The 16,393-nt window shown below is 60.6% G+C and carries 19 protein-coding genes; 13 read left to right on the top strand and 6 right to left on the bottom strand.

Features of this window, described 5'->3' with window-relative positions; translation table 11 throughout:
* Window positions 1-80 precede the first annotated feature (80 nt).
* From KUV46_01450 to KUV46_01435, 4 genes are all read left to right on the top strand, one after another.
* Window positions 81-2,522 (top strand): PAS-domain containing protein, encoded by a 2,442-nt coding sequence (locus KUV46_01450; GenBank protein ID QYJ01071.1) that lies wholly within the window; start codon window positions 81-83, stop codon window positions 2,520-2,522.
* Window positions 2,523-2,644: 122 nt separating this feature from the next.
* Window positions 2,645-3,298 (top strand): HAD-IA family hydrolase, encoded by a 654-nt coding sequence (locus tag KUV46_01445; GenBank protein ID QYJ01070.1) that lies wholly within the window; start codon window positions 2,645-2,647, stop codon window positions 3,296-3,298.
* Window positions 3,280-3,894, top strand: a complete 615-nt coding sequence (locus tag KUV46_01440) for a hypothetical protein (GenBank protein ID QYJ01069.1) — start codon at window positions 3,280-3,282, stop codon at window positions 3,892-3,894. Before KUV46_01445 ends, KUV46_01440 begins: the two co-directional genes overlap by 19 nt.
* A 2-nt stretch (window positions 3,895-3,896) precedes the next feature.
* The gene (locus KUV46_01435) at window positions 3,897-4,190 is read left to right on the top strand and encodes a 4a-hydroxytetrahydrobiopterin dehydratase (protein QYJ01068.1); all 294 of its coding nucleotides are present in this window, start codon (window positions 3,897-3,899) and stop codon (window positions 4,188-4,190) included.
* On the opposite strand, the gene KUV46_01430 is transcribed toward KUV46_01435, so the two are convergent.
* On the bottom strand, window positions 4,187-5,857 hold the full coding sequence (locus KUV46_01430) for a response regulator (GenBank protein QYJ01067.1): 1,671 nt from the start codon (window positions 5,855-5,857) through the stop codon (window positions 4,187-4,189). The genes KUV46_01435 and KUV46_01430 overlap by 4 nt on opposite strands.
* A 172-nt stretch (window positions 5,858-6,029) precedes the next feature.
* Here KUV46_01430 and KUV46_01425 point away from each other — a divergent pair, with 172 nt between their 5' ends.
* From KUV46_01425 to KUV46_01415, 3 genes are all read left to right on the top strand, one after another.
* Window positions 6,030-6,803 (top strand): glucose 1-dehydrogenase, encoded by a 774-nt coding sequence (locus KUV46_01425; protein ID QYJ01066.1) that lies wholly within the window; start codon window positions 6,030-6,032, stop codon window positions 6,801-6,803.
* A 28-nt stretch (window positions 6,804-6,831) separates the two neighbouring features.
* Window positions 6,832-7,587, top strand: a complete 756-nt coding sequence (locus KUV46_01420; GenBank protein QYJ01065.1) for a hypothetical protein — start codon at window positions 6,832-6,834, stop codon at window positions 7,585-7,587.
* A 78-nt stretch (window positions 7,588-7,665) separates the two neighbouring features.
* The gene (locus KUV46_01415) at window positions 7,666-8,040 is read left to right on the top strand and encodes a VOC family protein (GenBank protein QYJ01064.1); all 375 of its coding nucleotides are present in this window, start codon (window positions 7,666-7,668) and stop codon (window positions 8,038-8,040) included.
* A gap of 55 nt (window positions 8,041-8,095) precedes the next feature.
* Here KUV46_01415 and KUV46_01410 read toward each other — a convergent pair whose 3' ends face one another.
* Both KUV46_01410 and KUV46_01405 read right to left on the bottom strand, forming a co-directional pair.
* A complete protein-coding gene (locus tag KUV46_01410) occupies window positions 8,096-8,641 on the bottom strand; it encodes a hypothetical protein (GenBank protein QYJ01063.1) in 546 nt (181 codons plus the stop codon).
* A gap of 95 nt (window positions 8,642-8,736) precedes the next feature.
* The gene (locus tag KUV46_01405; GenBank protein QYJ01062.1) at window positions 8,737-9,861 is read right to left on the bottom strand and encodes an MFS transporter; all 1,125 of its coding nucleotides are present in this window, start codon (window positions 9,859-9,861) and stop codon (window positions 8,737-8,739) included.
* Between the two features lie 69 nt (window positions 9,862-9,930).
* Between KUV46_01405 and KUV46_01400 the strand changes: the two genes are divergently transcribed.
* The 5 genes from KUV46_01400 (at window position 9,931) to KUV46_01380 (ending at window position 12,140) form a co-directional block, all read left to right on the top strand.
* A complete protein-coding gene (locus tag KUV46_01400; protein QYJ01061.1) occupies window positions 9,931-10,434 on the top strand; it encodes a YggT family protein in 504 nt (167 codons plus the stop codon).
* Entirely contained in the window at window positions 10,434-10,721 is a 288-nt protein-coding gene (locus KUV46_01395; GenBank protein QYJ01060.1) for a DUF167 family protein, read from the top strand. Before KUV46_01400 ends, KUV46_01395 begins: the two co-directional genes overlap by 1 nt.
* Window positions 10,714-11,598 (top strand): bifunctional methylenetetrahydrofolate dehydrogenase/methenyltetrahydrofolate cyclohydrolase FolD, encoded by an 885-nt coding sequence (gene folD, locus KUV46_01390; protein QYJ01059.1) that lies wholly within the window; start codon window positions 10,714-10,716, stop codon window positions 11,596-11,598. The genes KUV46_01395 and folD overlap by 8 nt, the downstream gene beginning before the upstream one ends.
* An 88-nt stretch (window positions 11,599-11,686) precedes the next feature.
* A complete protein-coding gene (locus KUV46_01385; GenBank protein ID QYJ01058.1) occupies window positions 11,687-11,869 on the top strand; it encodes a hypothetical protein in 183 nt (60 codons plus the stop codon).
* Window positions 11,859-12,140 (top strand): HNH endonuclease, encoded by a 282-nt coding sequence (locus KUV46_01380; protein QYJ01057.1) that lies wholly within the window; start codon window positions 11,859-11,861, stop codon window positions 12,138-12,140. Before KUV46_01385 ends, KUV46_01380 begins: the two co-directional genes overlap by 11 nt.
* Here KUV46_01380 and KUV46_01375 read toward each other — a convergent pair.
* Together KUV46_01375 and KUV46_01370 are read right to left on the bottom strand one after the other, a co-directional pair.
* Window positions 12,104-12,466, bottom strand: a complete 363-nt coding sequence (locus tag KUV46_01375; GenBank protein ID QYJ01056.1) for a YbaN family protein — start codon at window positions 12,464-12,466, stop codon at window positions 12,104-12,106. The two genes, KUV46_01380 and KUV46_01375, sit on opposite strands and share 37 nt — an antisense overlap.
* Window positions 12,467-12,579: 113 nt before the next feature.
* Complete coding sequence (locus KUV46_01370) at window positions 12,580-14,100, bottom strand: catalase (GenBank protein QYJ01055.1); 1,521 nt, start codon at window positions 14,098-14,100, stop codon at window positions 12,580-12,582.
* Window positions 14,101-14,334: 234 nt separating this feature from the next.
* Here KUV46_01370 and KUV46_01365 point away from each other — a divergent pair, with 234 nt between their 5' ends.
* Window positions 14,335-15,192, top strand: a complete 858-nt coding sequence (locus KUV46_01365; GenBank protein ID QYJ01054.1) for an SGNH/GDSL hydrolase family protein — start codon at window positions 14,335-14,337, stop codon at window positions 15,190-15,192.
* Between the two features lies 1 nt (window position 15,193).
* On the opposite strand, the gene KUV46_01360 is transcribed toward KUV46_01365, so the two are convergent.
* Window positions 15,194-16,387: an NAD(P)/FAD-dependent oxidoreductase gene (locus KUV46_01360; protein QYJ02332.1), complete on the bottom strand. Its 1,194-nt coding sequence runs from the start codon at window positions 16,385-16,387 to the stop codon at window positions 15,194-15,196.
* Window positions 16,388-16,393: the final 6 nt, after the last annotated feature.

Below are 16,393 nucleotides of genomic sequence, written 5' to 3'. Positions count from 1 at the left end.
CCGGGCTTAACGCGAACGGGTCAATCGGTTAACATTTACGCGTTGCGGCGCGGCCTGTTCGAAAGTGGCGAAGGTAACGGATGACTGCTGAAAACGTCTCCCTGATCATCTCTGGCGGTGCGTTGGCGCTTGGCCTCGCCTTTATCCTGTGGGCCTTGCGGACATCGGACGGGGCGCGCGGGGCCGCCCGAAAGTATCGTGACCGTGCCTCGGAAGCCGAAACCGGACTCGCGGCTTTGAAATCTGTCCTCGGTGCCCATCCGGGCGTGATTCTCGTCTGGCAGGGCGATGAGCTTGAGGATGAGGACGATGATATCGCCCCGCCGCAGATCCATGGCTCTCCGGTTGCGCTGGCCGGGCTGTTGAAGTTTACCGACGAGGCGGTGTCCGAAGACCCGTCCATCCGGATCATCGAAGGCCTTGCCGACCTCGAAGCGCGCGACGGCGCTGGCAAGGACACGACGCTGCGTGAGCGCCTGCGTGAACTGCGTGAGCATGGCCAGCCTTTCTCGCTGACGCTGATCGGGCCGTCAGGCCGCTTCCTTGAGGCAGACGGACGTACCGCTGGCGCACGCGCCGTGGTCTGGATCACCGATTCGACCATCAAGGGGCTCGAGGAAAGCTCTGCACGCGGAAAGCTGGAAGAGACCCGGCAGATCATTGCGCGTGACCCGACGGCCTTCCTCGATATGCTCGGCAAGCTGCCTTTCCCGGCCTGGCGCGTCTCTGGCGTCGGGCGCCTGCAATGGGCCAATGATACCTATCTGAAAGCGGTAGACGGCAAGTCGCTCGATCAGGCGCTGGATCGCCAACTCAAGCTTGACGACAAGACCGATGAGCAGCTTCGCCGGACGATCACGGAGCAGCGCGACATCGATGCGGTGCGCAACCTCGTCATCGATGGCGAGCGCCGCTCCATGCGCATATTGAGCTTTCCGCTGTCTGGCGGTGCCGGCGCGATCGCTTTCGACGTGTCAGAGCAGGAAGCGGCCCGTGATGAGCTGAACCGCCATGTGCGTGCGCATGACGAGACGCTGAACCATGTGGCAGACGGCGTGGCCATCTTTGGCCCGGATCGCCGCCTTACCTTCTACAACCGCGCCTTTTCCCAGATGTGGGACTTCGATGAGAGCTATCTGCTCGACTCGCCCACTCATGGTGAGTTGCTGGATCGGCTGCGTCAGGACCGGAAGCTGCCGGCGCAGGCCGAGTATGCGACCTGGCGGGCTGATGAGCTGTCCCATTATCGTGAGATCACAGGCATCGAGGAAGATACCTGGTCGCTGCCGGATGGGCGCACGCTTTCCGTGACGCGCCAGCGCCACCCGATGGGCGGTCTGCTTCTCCTGTTCAAGGACATTACGGGCGAGCTGGACCTGCAGACGCGCTTCAATGCGCTGATCAAGACGCAGACCTCAACGCTCGACAGCCTGCGTCAGGCCGTGGCGGTTTTCGGCTCTGACGGGCGGCTGAAGCTGTCCAACAAGGCATTCGAATCGCTCTGGCATCTTGATGCGGGCGATGTGAAGAACACGCCCGATTATGATGATGTGATCGAGGCGTGCCTGCCGCTGTTCAATGACCGCACCCGCTGGAGCGAGATCAAGGGCCATATCACGGACCCGTCCGCCAATGCGCGCCGGACAACGGAAGGCGAGATGCAGCGCGCGGATGGCACGGTGCTTCACTACATCACCCAGCCTCTTCCGGACGGAAACACGCTGATCGCCTTTGCCGACGAGACCGCGCAGCGGGCCGTCGAGGGCGCGCTTCGTGGACGTGCGGAGGCGTTCGAGGCGGCTGACCGGCTGAAGACTGAGTTTGTGCGGAATGTCAGCTATCAGCTGCGCTCCCCGCTGACGACCATCCTCGGCTATGCAGAATTTCTCCAGTCGGAAACTAATGGTGAACTAAATTCGCGTCAGATGGACAATGTGAATTCCATCCTGACCGCCTCCGACCATCTCAACAAGCTGATTGAGAACATCCTCGACCTCGCCCTGATCGAGGCCGGACGGATGGATCTCGACCTTGAGGATTTTGCGCTTGCCGAGATCGTGCAGGAGAGCATCGACCTCACCGTAGGCAAGGCGTCGGATACCGAAATCCATGTCCATGCGGAGATTGGCGACAATCTTGGCACCATCCATGCCGACAAGCGCCGTATCCGCCAGATCCTGTTCAACCTGCTTTCGAACTCCATGCGCTTTACCGAGCCGGGCGGCGAGATCACTGTGTCTGCGACCCGCGTCGAGAACATGGCGATCCTGTCTGTGCGCGACACCGGCAAGGGCATCGACGCCGAGCATCAGGCCTCCAGCTTTGACAGCTTCACCTCGTCGGATCAGCGCGGCGCGGGCCTTGGCCTTGCGCTGGTGAAGAACTTTGTCGACCTGCATGGCGGTAATGTCGGTATCAAGTCGGTGCCGGGTGGTGGGACCGAAGTGGTCTGCTGGCTGCCTGTGACGGCGACGGTGAACCGCCAGACCGACTGGAATGCGCCTGCGCAGATGTCTGCCTGAGGATGGCTGGGGCGGCTCTGCGCGTCCCACAACCGCACAGAGTCCAGCCTTTGCGATGATGTCCACAGCCGCCGCGACGTGACTTGTCGACAGCCTTCCAGCGAGCCGTTACAGCTTTTGGCATGACCGATAAGATACAAGCCGTGATCTGGGACTTTGGCGGTGTGCTCACCTCCTCACCCTTCGAAGCGTTCAACCGCTATGAGGCCGAAAAGGGCCTTCCCAAGGACTTCATTCGCGGCGTCAACGCCGTCAATGGCGACACCAATGCCTGGGCCAAGCTCGAGCAGTCAAAGGTGAACGCTGAGGAGTTCGACGAGCTGTTTCGCAAGGAGGCCGAAGCGCTGGGCCATTCGGTGCCTGGCAAGGATATTCTTGGGCTTTTGTCGGGTAATCTGCGCCCGCGTGTCGTCGAGGCGCTGAAACGCTGCAAGGCGAAGGTGAAAGTGGGCTGCATCACGAATAATGCGCCAGTCGGCAAGGGCGCAGGGATGCAGACCGATGAAAGCCGGGCAAGCGAGATCGAGAAGGTCTTCGGCCTGTTCGACGAGATGATCGAGAGCTCAAAGCTCGGCATCCGCAAGCCTGATCCACGTATTTACGCGCTGATGTGCGAAGCGCTGGATGTCGACCCGAAGCATTGCGTCTATCTCGATGATCTTGGCATCAATCTGAAACCTGCACGGGCAATGGGGATGACGACGATCAAGGTTCTCAATGAGGACCAGCTCTTGTCTGACCTGGAAGCTGCGACCGGATGGACGCTGACAGACTGACTTTTATCCGCCTCATCGCGAGTATTGTCCTGATCTCCGGGCTAGCTGCCTGCGGTGAGGAGCATGCGCGCGAGAAGGTGATGCTGCAGGTCGAGCAGGCGCCGGAATATATGGTGCCAAGCCGTGAGGCCGAAGCTGACCGTACTGCGCTGAGTGTACCGGCGCAGGAGACGATTGGGGAGCTCCGCGCGATCATCGAAAGCAATTCGCTTCGCCAGCTGACGCGGCTTGCAGGCTCACAGTCCGGATTTGTCTCCAACTTCGCCGGGGCGTCTCATGGCGACCATTGGGACCTGCTTCGCCGCACGGGCTTTGATCCGATCCTTCGTCTCGAGGAGCTGCTGGACGGGCCTTATGGCGTGAAGATGGTGGCGGGGGAGACCTGGTATGTCTGGCCGGAACTTGCTGCCCTTGAGCCAGAGGCACTGCTGCCCGAGCGGCTGAATTTCAGCCAGAGAGCAAGGCTTGAGGAACTGGTCGGCGAGGCAGGGATTGCACAAGTCAGGGAAGGGCGCGGCTATCCCGGCATCCGCACAGCAATCGCCGAGGACGGCCGCTGGCTCTATTATGTTCACGAGATATCAGGAGAGGAATAGCAATGGCCGACAAGATGAAAGTCGAAGACGTCCTATCCAAGGTCAAAGGCTGGAAAGCCGCAGACGGCGACACCGATGCGATCACCAAGACATTCAAGTTCGAGGACTTCGCCACCGCTTTTGCCTTTATGAGCGCAAGCGCGACGCAGGCAGAGAAGGCCGACCACCATCCTGAATGGTTCAATGTCTACAATACGGTCGAGGTCACGCTGACGACCCATGACGCGGGCGGCGTCACGCAGAAGGATATCGACCTTGCCACCAAGATGGATGGCTTTGCCGCCAAGCTGGCCTAGGCACTCATCCGCTGGATCAGGCTGTCGATAGCGCCGAGGGTTTCGGTGTCTTCTTCGCTGCGACGTGCAGCGACTTCTGGCCCTGCGGCCGACATGCAGCGGCTCATCACAGCGATAAGCTGGCGTTCGTCGATCGGCTTGGAGACATAGTCTGACATGCCAATCTTTAGATAGCGCTCGCGGTCGCCTGCCATTGCGTCAGCGGTGAGCGCGATTACAGGCACCGTCTCGCAGACACCGCCCATGGCACGCAGTCGCGTGAGCGTCTCCGGGCCATCCATTTTCGGCATGTGAATGTCGAGCAGCACGATATCGACCTTGGTCTTCGCAAGGATTTCGAGCGCTTCTTCGCCGCCAGAAGCTTCGACGACGTGGAGACCGACAGGCTCAATGAAGAGGCGGGCCACGCGGCGGTTGATGCGGTTATCGTCCACAACGAGGGCCGTCTTGCCGCGGAAATCAACGACGCGCTCGTCGCGGATCTTGACCTCGTGCGGCTTGAAGCTTTCGACCAGTTTCGGTGCTGCGGCATTCTCTGGTAGCCCAGCCTCAAAGCTCAGCGTGAAGATTGAGCCCTTGCCGGGCTTGCTGACCACAGAAACATCGCCGCCCATCATGCGGGCAAGCTTGCGCGTGATCGCGAGGCCAAGGCCTGTGCCGCCATAGATACGGGTGGTTGACCGGTCAGCCTGCTGAAAGTTCTCAAACAGCTGTGCGACCTGATCATCGCTCATGCCGATACCAGTGTCGGAAACATGGATTTTCAGCCTCACGCGGTCGTCCTTGCCTGTCGGCTCGCAGGTGGCCGCGACGATGACACCGCCTTCAGAGGTGAATTTGAGAGCGTTGGACACAAGATTGTCGACGCATTGGCGGAAGCGAACCGGGTCGAATTCGAGGACTGACGGCACAGACTTGTCGACGATGACCCGCAGGAAGAGACCCTTCTCTTCGGCCTTCGGGTGATAAAAGCGTTCAGTGCGTTTCAGCTTGTGGCGGAAATCGTCAGCGATCGGGGCGATGTCGAGCTTGCCAGCTTCGATCTTGGAGAGGTCGAGAATATCGTTGAGCAGCGTCATCAGCGACTTCGAACAATCAAGAATGGCGCCGACCATCTCACGTTCATCCGTGTCGAGGTGGCGGGAGGCAAGTGCCTGCGCCATGCCAAGGATTCCGTTGAGAGGGGTCCTGATCTCATGGCTCATCGAGGCCAGGAATTCGGATTTCGCTGCGCTGGCCGCCTGGGCTTCGCGCTTGGCATGCCGCAGCTTGCGCTGGTTTTCCTGAATGTCGGTGATGTCGTGGCTGAGGCAGAGAACCGTGCCATCGGGCATCGGGGAAAAGCTCGCCTTGATGGTCCGCCCGTCGCCCGTCTGCACGTCAATCGTGCCGAAACCGCGTACTTTCGCGACGACTGAATTGGTGTAATCGACCGTGCTGAAATGCTCGCTGTCCTCAATGATAGACCGCGTGCTGGCCAGCATCGCATCTTCCAGCGATTTGCCTTTCGAGAGCTGCTCGTAAAATGTTGGGAAGTGGGATTTGGCCGTCTCATTCACGTAAAGCAGCTCGAAATCCGGCCCGTGAAGCGCAAACCCGTTCTCGATGCTGGCGACAGCATCCAGAACCTGATTCAGCGTGAGATTGATTTCCTTGCGGTGTGGCACGCGGCTTCCCCCTTTATATTTTGCAGGGGAGAAGACCGCAAAATCATTTAAAAAAGCTTCACGGCAGGGAAAGCACACGTTGAGCTGGGCCCCTTCAACCTTGACGCAGGCCAGCGAAGCTGGAACTGCAAGCGCTGCAACAGACAAGAACAGGGCGAGAGGAACGCAGAAAATGGGCAGAGTTTCGGGCAAGAAGGCTTTCATCACAGGTGGCGCGCAGGGGCTTGGCGAGGCCACCGCATGGATGCTCGCGCGCGAGGGCGCGAAGGTCACCGTGACCGACATCAATGGCGATGGCGCAGACAAGGTCGCGGCGGCGATAAATGCCGAACTTGGCAAGGGCACAGCCTTTGCCTGGCAGCATGATGTCACCGATGCAGACCGCTGGCAGACCGTCCTGAAAGAGGCCCATGACGCGATGGGCGGGCTGAACATCCTGGTCAACAATGCCGGTATCGGCTCGCTCGGCTCTGTCGAGGACGAGAATTACGAGATGTTCCGCAAGGTGCAGGAGATCGATGTCGATTCGATCTTCCATGGCTGCAAGTATGCCATCCCCCTGATGCGCGATCATGGGCTTGGCTCGATCGTGAACATCTCATCCATCGCCGGCATCATCGCGAGCGGCAACTATATCGCCTACAACACGGCCAAGGCGGCGGTGCGGCACATGTCGAAGTCGATTGCGCTTCACTGCGCAAAGACGGGCGGTCAGATCCGCTGTAACTCGGTTCACCCTGTCTTCATCAACACGCCGATTCTCGACCGGACCAAGGAAATGTTCGGTGAGGAAGAGGCGCTGAAGAAGCTTGGCCGTCAGATCCCGCTCGGCAAGGTCGGTGAGCCGGACGATATCGCCTATGCGGTGCTTTATCTCGCGTCTGATGAGAGCAAGCTGGTCACGGGCATCGAGCTCAAGGTGGATGGCGGCATCTCTGCGATGTAGTCTCGCCCGGAGTTGAGGTGGGGGACTTATGAAGCACGCACTTTTCGTGAGCCTAATGGCGGCCGGTGGCATTCTTGGCGCGCCGGCCTGTCAGGCAAGCCCGAAAGATCCGCAAGAGGCCGCGCGGCGCGCCATTCTCACGGGCGAAGCCTGTCCGGCGGTGGGCGACAAGGTCTTCTTTTTCTGGATGGAGCCACGCGCAGCTGAGCCGGGCGACACGATTTCCCTCCAGCCTTACTGGACCGATATGCCGGGCGGCTACAATTCGGTGCCTGCGGGGTGTATCGGCGACCTCAATGTCATCCCTGCAGAGGCCGGTCGTTTCTCGCGCGATGAGACGGGCACAGCTTTTCTGACAATTTCGCCGGATGTAGAGGCGGGCGCACGGGTGCGGGTCGAGGGCACCTATCGGGGGCGTCATCTGATTGGCGGGCCGATCGAGGTCTTCAGTGCGGAGCAGAACCCTTTTGTCGGCGTCTGGCGGCAGGAGGCGGGGACCTGTCCGCCTTACAGCGCGGTGCAGGAACTCGTCTTCAGCGGCGGCGGCGAGATGTCGGTCACCTGGACGCCGTTCGAGGTCTACAAGGATTATTGGGCGGCTTTTGACTATGATCCGGCAACCGGCGCGTTCAGCTTCGAGGTCGAAGGCGGCAACCAGATTCCGGAAGACATGGTGACCGAAGGACGCGCGATGATCGAGGGCGACCGGCTGATCTTTGAGGACATCTTCCTTGGCACGCCAAGCCAGGCAGAGGGTGGCTGCCGGGGCGACTTTATCCGCTAGGTCGGCGCTCTCAGAATTTGCTCGCCAAAGAATAGGTGTTCATGCTATGTTCACACTCCCGAAACAGGAGGTGGGACAATGATCGGTTATGTGACCTTTGGCACGAATGACATCCAGCGCGCGGCTAAATTCTATGACGCCATAGCCACTGAGATGGGCACCGGGCGGATGATGGACTTCGAGACCTTCATCGCCTGGGGGGCGTGGGACGGGCCCGCGGGCATCGCAGCGACCAAGCCCTTCGATGGCAAGCCGGCAAGCGTTGGCAATGGCACCATGGTCGCGCTGCAGGCCAAGGACCGCGCGCAGGTCGACAAGCTCTATGAGATTGCGCTTGCTAATGGTGGCAGTGATGAGGGGGCGCCGGGGCCGCGCGGTGAGGATGGCTTCTACGCCGCCTATTTCCGCGACCCGGATGGCAACAAGCTCAACGCCTTCACCATGGGCGGATAAGAAAAAGCCGGAGGCGTGATTGCCTCCGGCTTTTCGTCTTTGTGAGTATTAGCGACTATTCCTCGCCGAGGCCGCTGCCAGCTGGCATGCGGATATAGGTCAGCGTATTCCCGCGTGGATAGGAGGTGAGCTGCAGCTCGGCCTCGGTCAGCGCAATGATGCCGTAGCAGAGGGTCTCGTTACCTTCTGCCGACGTCATGGTGATGAGTTCAAGGCCGCTCGTATCGCCCGGGGCATCAGGGCAGCTGTCGACGGTCTCGATCGTCTCGGTACTCAGCACCTCGCCGTCATACATCATGGTCACGGTGCCATCGATGATGGACATCTCTGACAGATCATCGTCGCCAGAGACCCAGTCGCCTTCGAGAGCGGCCAGCGTTTCATCGCCAGTGCTTGCGTCCATGGCCGTGTCTGACATCGACGTGTCCATGTCGCCGCCCGGCGCTTCGTCCATGCCCACTTCAGGGTCTTCAGTCAGCGAGCCTTCACTTTCGATCGGATCGTTTGCAGCTGGCGTCTCATCTACCGTTTCGGGACCGCCGCAGGCGACAAGCGCTATCGCCGTGGCGCAACCGGCCAGAAGTTTCAGATTCAGTTTCATTCGTTCAGCCTCCATTGCTTTGTAATTGAGCTAACCGAACACACGTGATCGGCAAGCCCCCGCACAGTGAACGCAGGACAGAGGGGGTGGGTTGCTCAGGCCGCTCGCCGTGTTTCGCGAATGATGCGGTAGCCAAGCAGGGAGAGCATCATCGCCGCACTGATGAAAAGCGGCAGGCGGCTATCAAGCGTGTAGAGGGCGGCGCCGAGAAGTGGGCCGAAGATGAAGCCCGATGGCGGCGCGGCCGAGAGAAGGGCGGCGGCCTTTCCCTGTTCGTGGCGCTCGACGGCAAGGCTGCCAAGGGCGTTGGCCGCGGGTACAGCCATGGCAGAGCCTGCGCCGACCATGCAGAAGGCCGCGCACATCATTACGAAGTCGTTCAATAGCGCTGCGCCGATATAGCCTGCGCCAATCAGGGCGAGGCCGATTGGCAAGATCTTGCGCGGCGAGGGATTGACGCGCTGCACATAGCCGAACTGCACGATGATCATCATCACCGCCATGCAGGAGAAGACGATCCCCACGGCCTGCACCGTGTCAGCCTGCGCCGTGTTGAAACGGTCTTCCATCAGCCAGGCGAGCGTCTGCTGGATCGCGCCGACCGCGATGAAATAGCAGAGCAGGAAGGCAAGGTGCGGGAAGACCCGAGGGTCGCGCATGCGCAGCGGCTCTGGCCGGCTGCTGTCGCGATGCCCGCGCGACTTGGGCAAGGCGAAAGCGATGATGACGCCTGCTGCCGCACAGAAGATGATGGAGCCCCAGATTGGCGCGAGCGCGCCCAGCTTGGCAAGAACGCTGGAGCCTGCAGGGCCGAGGATGGAGCCGAGCGCCATGCCCGCGCTCAGCATGCCAAGTCCGCCCGCCCGCGTTGCTGGCGTCGTCGCGTCGGTCATGGCGGCCATGGCGGCGGGCTGAAGTCCGGGCGAAAGCAGCCCGAACCAGATGCGCATGAAGGCGAGCAGGAAAAAGGTCGATAGCCCCGTTACCAAGCCAGCCAGCGCGGCCTGGAGGGCGAGGACGAAGAGCGTGTTCGTGCCGGCCATCGCCATGAGTGAGAACACCATGACCCGCTTGCGCCCGAACCGGTCAGCCCAGCGGCCCCATTGTGGAATCATCAGCGCGTAGATCGCGGCCGAAAGGGTCAGGATGCCTGCGACCTGAATTTCGGTGAGGCCAGCTTCCCGCGCGAGGGGAGCGACCACGACGAAGTTGATCGTCATGCCGGCGCCCATGGCCACGTTGGCAAAGGCGATGATACCTTTCTGCCACCCGCTCAGTGGGCGTAAAGGTTGTTCGATTTCGCCCTGATGCAGCATGTGCCCCCACTTCGTGCGCAGGTTGAAGATGGAAGGGTTTCCCGCCTGCGGCAAGCGGACTTCTCAGAAAAGCGGGCCTTCCCCAGAGTGAACCTGCGCAGCTTTCATATTGCAGAGCGCGGGGCATTCGGCTTAGTCAGGCCTCTCAAAGACAAGGAGATCAGACCCGTGCAGGACCTCGCTTTGGCGCTATACCAGTACTTCGTTTATCCGATCCTGACGCTGATCCTGTTTGCGCTTTTCGCCTATGTGATCATGAGCTGGCTATTTACGTTCAATATCCTGTCGCCTTACGGCCAGATTGCCCGCCAGATCTATTCGATGCTTGAATCGGTACTTGAGCCACTGCTGCGCCCGATCCGCAACACGATCCCGCCGCTTGGCCAGCTGGACCTGTCGGTCTTTATCCTGGCGCTGTTGATCCTGTTCATCCGAGACTGGCTGTTCCCAACGCTTCTATTTGCGACTCCGGGCTGATGCGTCTCTCGGTCCGGGTAACGCCGAATGCTTCGGCTGACCGTATCGAAGACCTGACCCATGACGCCGACGGGCGACCAAGCCTGAAAGTCCGCGTGCGCGCCGTGCCTGAAAAGGGCAAGGCGAACGGTGCTGTGGAGGCGCTGCTCGCCAAGGCGCTTGGCCTGCCGAAATCTGCCGTAAAGGTGGTGACCGGGCAGACGAGCCGCACTAAAGGCGTGGACATCGAGACCGAAACCGGCAGCGCGGCAGCGCGCCAGATCGAGGAGTGGATGGGCGATGGCTGAACGTATCGATGGCAAACAGGTCGCTGCGGATGTGCGCGCGAAAGTGGGCGAGGCGGTCAAGACGCTTCCGGGGCAGCCGACACTGGCTGTTGTGCTCGTCGGCGAGGACCCTGCAAGCCAGGTCTATGTGCGAAACAAGGTGCGCCAGACCGAAGAGGCTGGCATGCGCTCGCTGCACCATCACCTGCCGGTGGATGCGAGCCAGGATGAGGTAGAAGCGCTTATCTCCCGTCTGAACGGTGATGATGAGGTTGATGGCATCCTGCTCCAGCTGCCACTGCCCAAGGGGCTCGATGAGCAGCGCGCTATCGAATGCATCGCGCCGGCAAAGGATGTCGATGGTCTGACAGAGGCGAGCGCAGGGCGGCTGGTCCTTGGCAAGGATGGTCTTCGTCCATGTACGCCGACGGGCTGTGTCATCCTCGCCAAGTCGGTTCTGGGGGACGATCTTTCTGGCAAGAATGTGGTCGTGATCGGCCGCTCCATTCTGGTGGGCAAGCCTGCCGCGCTTCTATTCCTTGCAGAGAATTGCACGGTGACGATCGCGCATTCGCGCACAAAGGACCTCGCCGCGCTTTGCCGCACGGCGGACATACTGGTGCCTGCGGTCGGGCGACCTGAAATGGTCAAGGGTGACTGGGTTAAGCCCGGCGCCGTTGTGATCGATGTCGGCATCAACCGGATCGATGCGCCTGAGAAGGGCGAAGGCAAGACGCGCCTTGTTGGCGATGCGGATTTTGGCGACTGCGAGAAAGTCGCTGGCCATATCACGCCAGTGCCGGGCGGTGTCGGCCCGATGACGATTGCCTGCCTGCTGCGCAATACGGTGATCGCGGCTTGCTATCGCCGCGGCTGGGCGCTTCCGTCCGGTCTCTAGCCGGGTTGCGACCTGTTGAGGAGGCCCATGAACCAGCGGGCGGCAAAGCCGTTATAGAAGCTGGCAAGCGAGCAGGAGAGACAGGACCATGCAAAAGCCGAAAACATTTCTGGGTTGGGCCGGTGTGGTCTTCATGCTGACCGTCATCGCAGTCATCGTCATGGTGGCGGCGAGCATTGCATTCGTCGTCGTCGCAGGCGTCGCGATCGTGGGTGCGGTGATCTCGCTCTTGCTACTGCTGGCGAAACGCAAGGCGAGCGATGACGGCTGAAGTTCGACCGCTGAGCCGCGATCATTTCGATCAGCTTTGGACGGCGCAGGCGGGTCAGTGTGCCCTTTGCGGGAAAGCGATGCCGCGTGGCCGGTTCGATGTGGCGCATGCCAGTATCTGGAAGAAGCAACGACCGACCTTCGACCATATCATTCCGAGGGCGGGCGGCGGGCCTGACAGGCTCAACAATCTCCAGCTGGCGCACGCGATCTGCAACAAGCGCAAGGGCAAGCGTCAGGCAGGCGGATCGGATGGGCGGGTGGCTACATAAGCCATGCCGCAGGCAAGGAGGGCGAGGGCTGCGGCAAGCCAAGTCCAGCGGCCCCAGAGGAAAGCCGTCGAGATACCGCCAGCCAGCGTCATGCCAAGCAAGGCACCGGACTTCGACTTTCGCGACAGGGTGCCGTCTTCGATGAAATTACGGATGGGAGGGCCAAAGCCCGGGCGTTCATAGATCCAGTCGCGCATGGCCGGACTGGAGCGGGCAAAGCAGAGCGCCGCGCCAATCCAGAAGACTGTGGTTGGCCAGACTGGCAGGAAGATGCCGATGGCGCCGAGACCCAGCAGGATAAATCCGAGGAAGCGGGCGATCATCATGGCGGTGTCTTCGCGCTCCTCAAGGCATGCTTCCCCTCACGTGACGACGGGCGGCATATACTGGCAAGTGCCAGATACGCCGCCCGCCGACAAGCAGGATGCAAGTCCAGCCGCTATTCGGCTGGGACGGTTTGTGGGGTCTTGTCGGTGACCGGCGCGGCGTTCGGCTTGTAGTCGCCGTCAGCTTTGACCTTTTCCCAAGCCTTGCGGACACCGGCTTCATAGTCGGGGTGAACCTTCTTGAATTCTGCAAGCTGGCGCTCGCAGATTTCTTCGGGCACAGCGCCCCACGTGCCGGCAATGTTCATGAAGAGACGCTCCTTCTCATCATCCTCGAGCACTTTCTCAAAGAGGACGCGCACCTGTGAGTAGTCGTCTTCCTTGCGGTGGTTAAAGCGGTCTGCATCGCCGCTGATGCGAAGCGGCGGCTCCTGCGCCTCTGGCACTTCGACCGGCCCCTTGAAGGAGTTCGGCTCGTAATAGGCGTTCGGATCGCCCGTCTTGATGCCGCCATAGACGTTCATTTCGCCATCCTTGTGATAGTGATGCACCGGGCACTTCGGGCGGTTGACCGGGATCTGGTCGTAGTGCGTGCCGAGGCGATAGCGGTGCGCGTCGGCATAGGAGAAGATCCGCGCCTGAAGCATCTTGTCAGGGCTCCACGAGATGCCAGGGACGATGTTCGACGGCGAGAAAGCGACATTCTCGATTTCCGCGAAATAGTTCTCCGGGTTACGGTTCAGCTCAAAATAGCCGACATCAATTGGTGGATAGTCAGCGTGCGGCCAGACCTTGGTGAGGTCAAACGGGTTGAAGTCGCATTGCTCGGCTTCCAGTTCCGGCATGATCTGGATCTGGAATTTCCAGCGCGGGAATTTGCCGTCCTCGATCGCGTTGAAGAGCCGCTCCTGATAACCCTCACGGGTCTTGCCGGTGACTTCTTCGGCCTCGTCATTGGTGTAGTGCTCGTGGCCTTGTTCGGTCTTGAAATGGAATTTAACCCAGAACCGCTCGCCCTCATCGTTCCAGAGCGAGAAAGTGTGCGAGCCATAGCCGTTCATGTGCATCGGGCTCGTCGGCAGGCCGCGGTCAGACATCAGGATGGTGACCTGGTGCAGGCTTTCGGGGCTCAGTGACCAGAAATCCCACATGGCGGTCGGGGAGCGCATATTGGTTTTGGGGTGGCGCTTCTGCGTGTGAATGAAGTCCGGGAATTTGTACGGGTCACGAACAAAGAAGACCGGCGTGTTATTGCCGACCATGTCCCAGTTGCCTTCCTCAGTGTAAATCTTCAGCGAGAAGCCGCGCACATCGCGCTCATGGTCAGCCGCGCCGCGCTCACCAGCAACGGTTGAGAAGCGCGCGATGAGCGGGGACTTGGCACCCTTCTGCAGCACTTTGGCCTTGGTATATTTCGAGATGTCTTCGGTGATGACGAGCTCGCCATGCGCGCCCCAGCCTTTTGCGTGGACGGTCCGCTCTGGAATACGCTCCCGGTTCTGGTGGGCGAGTTTCTCGATGAGCTGGTAGTCCTGCATCAGCAGGGGGCCGCGCTCACCGGCGGTCAGGGAATCCTGATTGTTCGGCCACGGGGCGCCGGATGTCGTTGTCAGCTTCTTGCTATTATCGGCCATTTGGGGAGCTCCTTCTGAGATCTGGAACTCCCGCAACGCCGGGATACTCGCATGTGTTGCATTAATAATAGCGCGCACGCCCATAGAGGATTTGAATGACCTGCCGACAGGCCAGCAGCGCAAGCTGCATGGACAAACCGTAACACTTGCAGCTATCAGATGGATTGAACTCATGGTTAAGCCGGGTGAGGGGATGTCGGCCGGCTTCTCGTTTCGACAGAGGTTTCGAGGGTTATGATGTCAGCACTTCGTCTATTGTCTGCACTGGCCGCTGCCACGCTGGTCGCCGCTGCTCCGGCTGTGGCGCAAGCCGGGCCGCAGGATGAAAACTATGTGCGGATGGCGAACTATCGCACGCCAGGCCTGCCGGTGGTTCACCTCTTCGGCGACAGCATCATGCGCGGCTATGCGCTCAGAAAGTTTCCTGACCAGTATTCCCCTGAAGAGGTCGAGAGCGAGATCCTGTGGCCGCTGCGCTCTCCTGCATCGATGCTCAAATTCATTGCAGAAGACGATTACTGGGCCGGTTACGCTGGCGGGACAGGTCTGCCGTACACAACGGACCCCAAGGGCAACACGGTCTATGCACGGGTCGATAATGGCCAGGTGTTCGATGACGACTTCATCGTGATCAGCGATGCCGGCGAGCATAATAACAATCCAGCTGAATACTATCTCATGCTGAGAAGCCTGCGGACCCTTCTCTGCGCCTATGACGTCGATGTGCTGTACGTAAACACGTATGACGACATCGCGCCGGGCGCCCTGGCCATCGAGAATGAGGACCAGTATCGCTGGTCAGTTCCAATCGACGGTGTGACGATGAACTCCACTTTCGAAAAGGCAGCCAATGAAGAGATCGCCGACTGCAAGGCGGATGCTCACCTGATCGACATTGTGCCCGACATGATCGCACTGAAGGAGCGGGGGCTTTCGCCGATCCAGCCTGATGGCATTCACCCGAACATTACCGGTCAGTGGCTGATCGCCTTTAAGATCGATAGCAAGGTGCGTGAAATCATGGAGGCCCGCGCCGGTGCCGGTGCAGGCGACGAGATCCTGGCGGGGCTGGAAACTTCAGCAGAACATTAGGTCAGGCGATCGCCTTCGCGCAGGCGTCGGCGCTGGCCCAGGCCCATTGGAAATTATAGCCGCCAAGCCAGCCGGTGACGTCAACGCACTCCCCAATGAAGTAGAGGCCGGGCTGGTTCCTGCTTTCCATCGTCTGGGAAGACAGCCCATCGGTATTGATGCCGCCTGAGGTGACCTCCGCCGTGCGCCAGCCTTCCGTGCCGACAGGGACCACCCGCCATTTCTTCAGCGTGACCGCTATATCGTCCATCTCTCCCTTGGAGAGCTGGGCGAGTTGCTTGTTGGCAGCCATGGTTGGCCAGCTGGCGATATAGCTCGCGAGACGCGCCGGAAAGCGTTTGCCGAGCCAGCTGGAGACGCTGGTGCGCGGCTGGCTTTCACGCGCCGCGCGCAGGTCTTCCAGTACCGGGTCACCGGGCGCGAGATCGATTTCGACAGGCTGGCTTTCGCGCCAATAGGTGGATGCCTGCAACATGGCCGGGCCAGAGAGGCCGCGATGGGTAAAAAGCATCGCTTCATGAAAATCAGGCCCGCCGCCCGCTTTCGCATCGACCATGCAGGAGACGCCCGAAAGCTCTGAGAAGGCGTCTTTCAGCTCCCCAGAGAAGGTGAACGGGACGAGCGCCGGGCGTGTCGGGATGATGTCATGTCCGAACTGGCGGGCAATGTCATAGGCAAGGCCGCTTGCGCCCATCTTTGGAATGGAAAGTCCGCCCGTAGCGACAACAAGGTTCGCGGCACTGACCGGGCCGTTCGACGTCGTGACCTCGAACCTGCCATCGCGGTGAGCGATTTCGCTTATGCTCGTCTCTAGCTGCATCCTGCCGCCGGGGGCGGTCAGCTCATCAACCAGCATGTCGATGATGGCGCCGGATTTCTGGTCGCAGAAGAGCTGGCCGAGCGTCTTTTCGTGCCAGGTGATGCCACGTTGGGCGACCCTGTCGCAGAAGTCCCACGGGCCATAGCGGGCCAGTGCGGATTTGGCGAAATGACGGTTGGCGGAGATGAAGTTGGCGGGGCTGGTGTCGATGTTGGTGAAGTTGCAACGCCCGCCGCCAGAGATACGCACTTTCTCGGCCGGGCGCTTGGCGTGATCGAGCACCAGGACGTCCGCGCCGCGTTCAGCAAGGCGCCCGCCGCAGAAGAGGCCTGCGGCGCCCGCACCCAAGATCAGCGTATCGACCCGCTCAGACAGTTCGTA

Source organism: Thalassovita mediterranea, assembly GCA_019448215.1.
In the GTDB taxonomy this organism is placed as follows: Bacteria; Pseudomonadota; Alphaproteobacteria; order Caulobacterales; family Hyphomonadaceae; genus Henriciella.
The sequence above is the reverse complement of the archived record's forward strand: the minus strand, read 5'-3'. Positions and strand labels throughout refer to the sequence as shown.

Coding starts and splice junctions, on each gene's coding strand:
- KUV46_01425 (QYJ01066.1), top strand. CDS start 6,030: ATGGGCAGAGTTTCGGGCAAGAAGGCTTTCATCACAGGTGGCGCGCAG.
- KUV46_01370 (QYJ01055.1), bottom strand. CDS start 14,100: ATGGCCGATAATAGCAAGAAGCTGACAACGACATCCGGCGCCCCGTGG.
- KUV46_01410 (QYJ01063.1), bottom strand. CDS start 8,641: ATGAAACTGAATCTGAAACTTCTGGCCGGTTGCGCCACGGCGATAGCG.
- KUV46_01445 (QYJ01070.1), top strand. CDS start 2,645: ATGACCGATAAGATACAAGCCGTGATCTGGGACTTTGGCGGTGTGCTC.
- KUV46_01380 (QYJ01057.1), top strand. CDS start 11,859: ATGACGGCTGAAGTTCGACCGCTGAGCCGCGATCATTTCGATCAGCTT.
- KUV46_01375 (QYJ01056.1), bottom strand. CDS start 12,466: ATGATGATCGCCCGCTTCCTCGGATTTATCCTGCTGGGTCTCGGCGCC.
- KUV46_01420 (QYJ01065.1), top strand. CDS start 6,832: ATGAAGCACGCACTTTTCGTGAGCCTAATGGCGGCCGGTGGCATTCTT.
- KUV46_01365 (QYJ01054.1), top strand. CDS start 14,335: ATGATGTCAGCACTTCGTCTATTGTCTGCACTGGCCGCTGCCACGCTG.
- KUV46_01435 (QYJ01068.1), top strand. CDS start 3,897: ATGGCCGACAAGATGAAAGTCGAAGACGTCCTATCCAAGGTCAAAGGC.
- KUV46_01440 (QYJ01069.1), top strand. CDS start 3,280: ATGGACGCTGACAGACTGACTTTTATCCGCCTCATCGCGAGTATTGTC.
- KUV46_01385 (QYJ01058.1), top strand. CDS start 11,687: ATGCAAAAGCCGAAAACATTTCTGGGTTGGGCCGGTGTGGTCTTCATG.
- KUV46_01415 (QYJ01064.1), top strand. CDS start 7,666: ATGATCGGTTATGTGACCTTTGGCACGAATGACATCCAGCGCGCGGCT.
- KUV46_01450 (QYJ01071.1), top strand. CDS start 81: ATGACTGCTGAAAACGTCTCCCTGATCATCTCTGGCGGTGCGTTGGCG.
- KUV46_01395 (QYJ01060.1), top strand. CDS start 10,434: ATGCGTCTCTCGGTCCGGGTAACGCCGAATGCTTCGGCTGACCGTATC.
- KUV46_01405 (QYJ01062.1), bottom strand. CDS start 9,861: ATGACGATCAACTTCGTCGTGGTCGCTCCCCTCGCGCGGGAAGCTGGC.
- folD (QYJ01059.1), top strand. CDS start 10,714: ATGGCTGAACGTATCGATGGCAAACAGGTCGCTGCGGATGTGCGCGCG.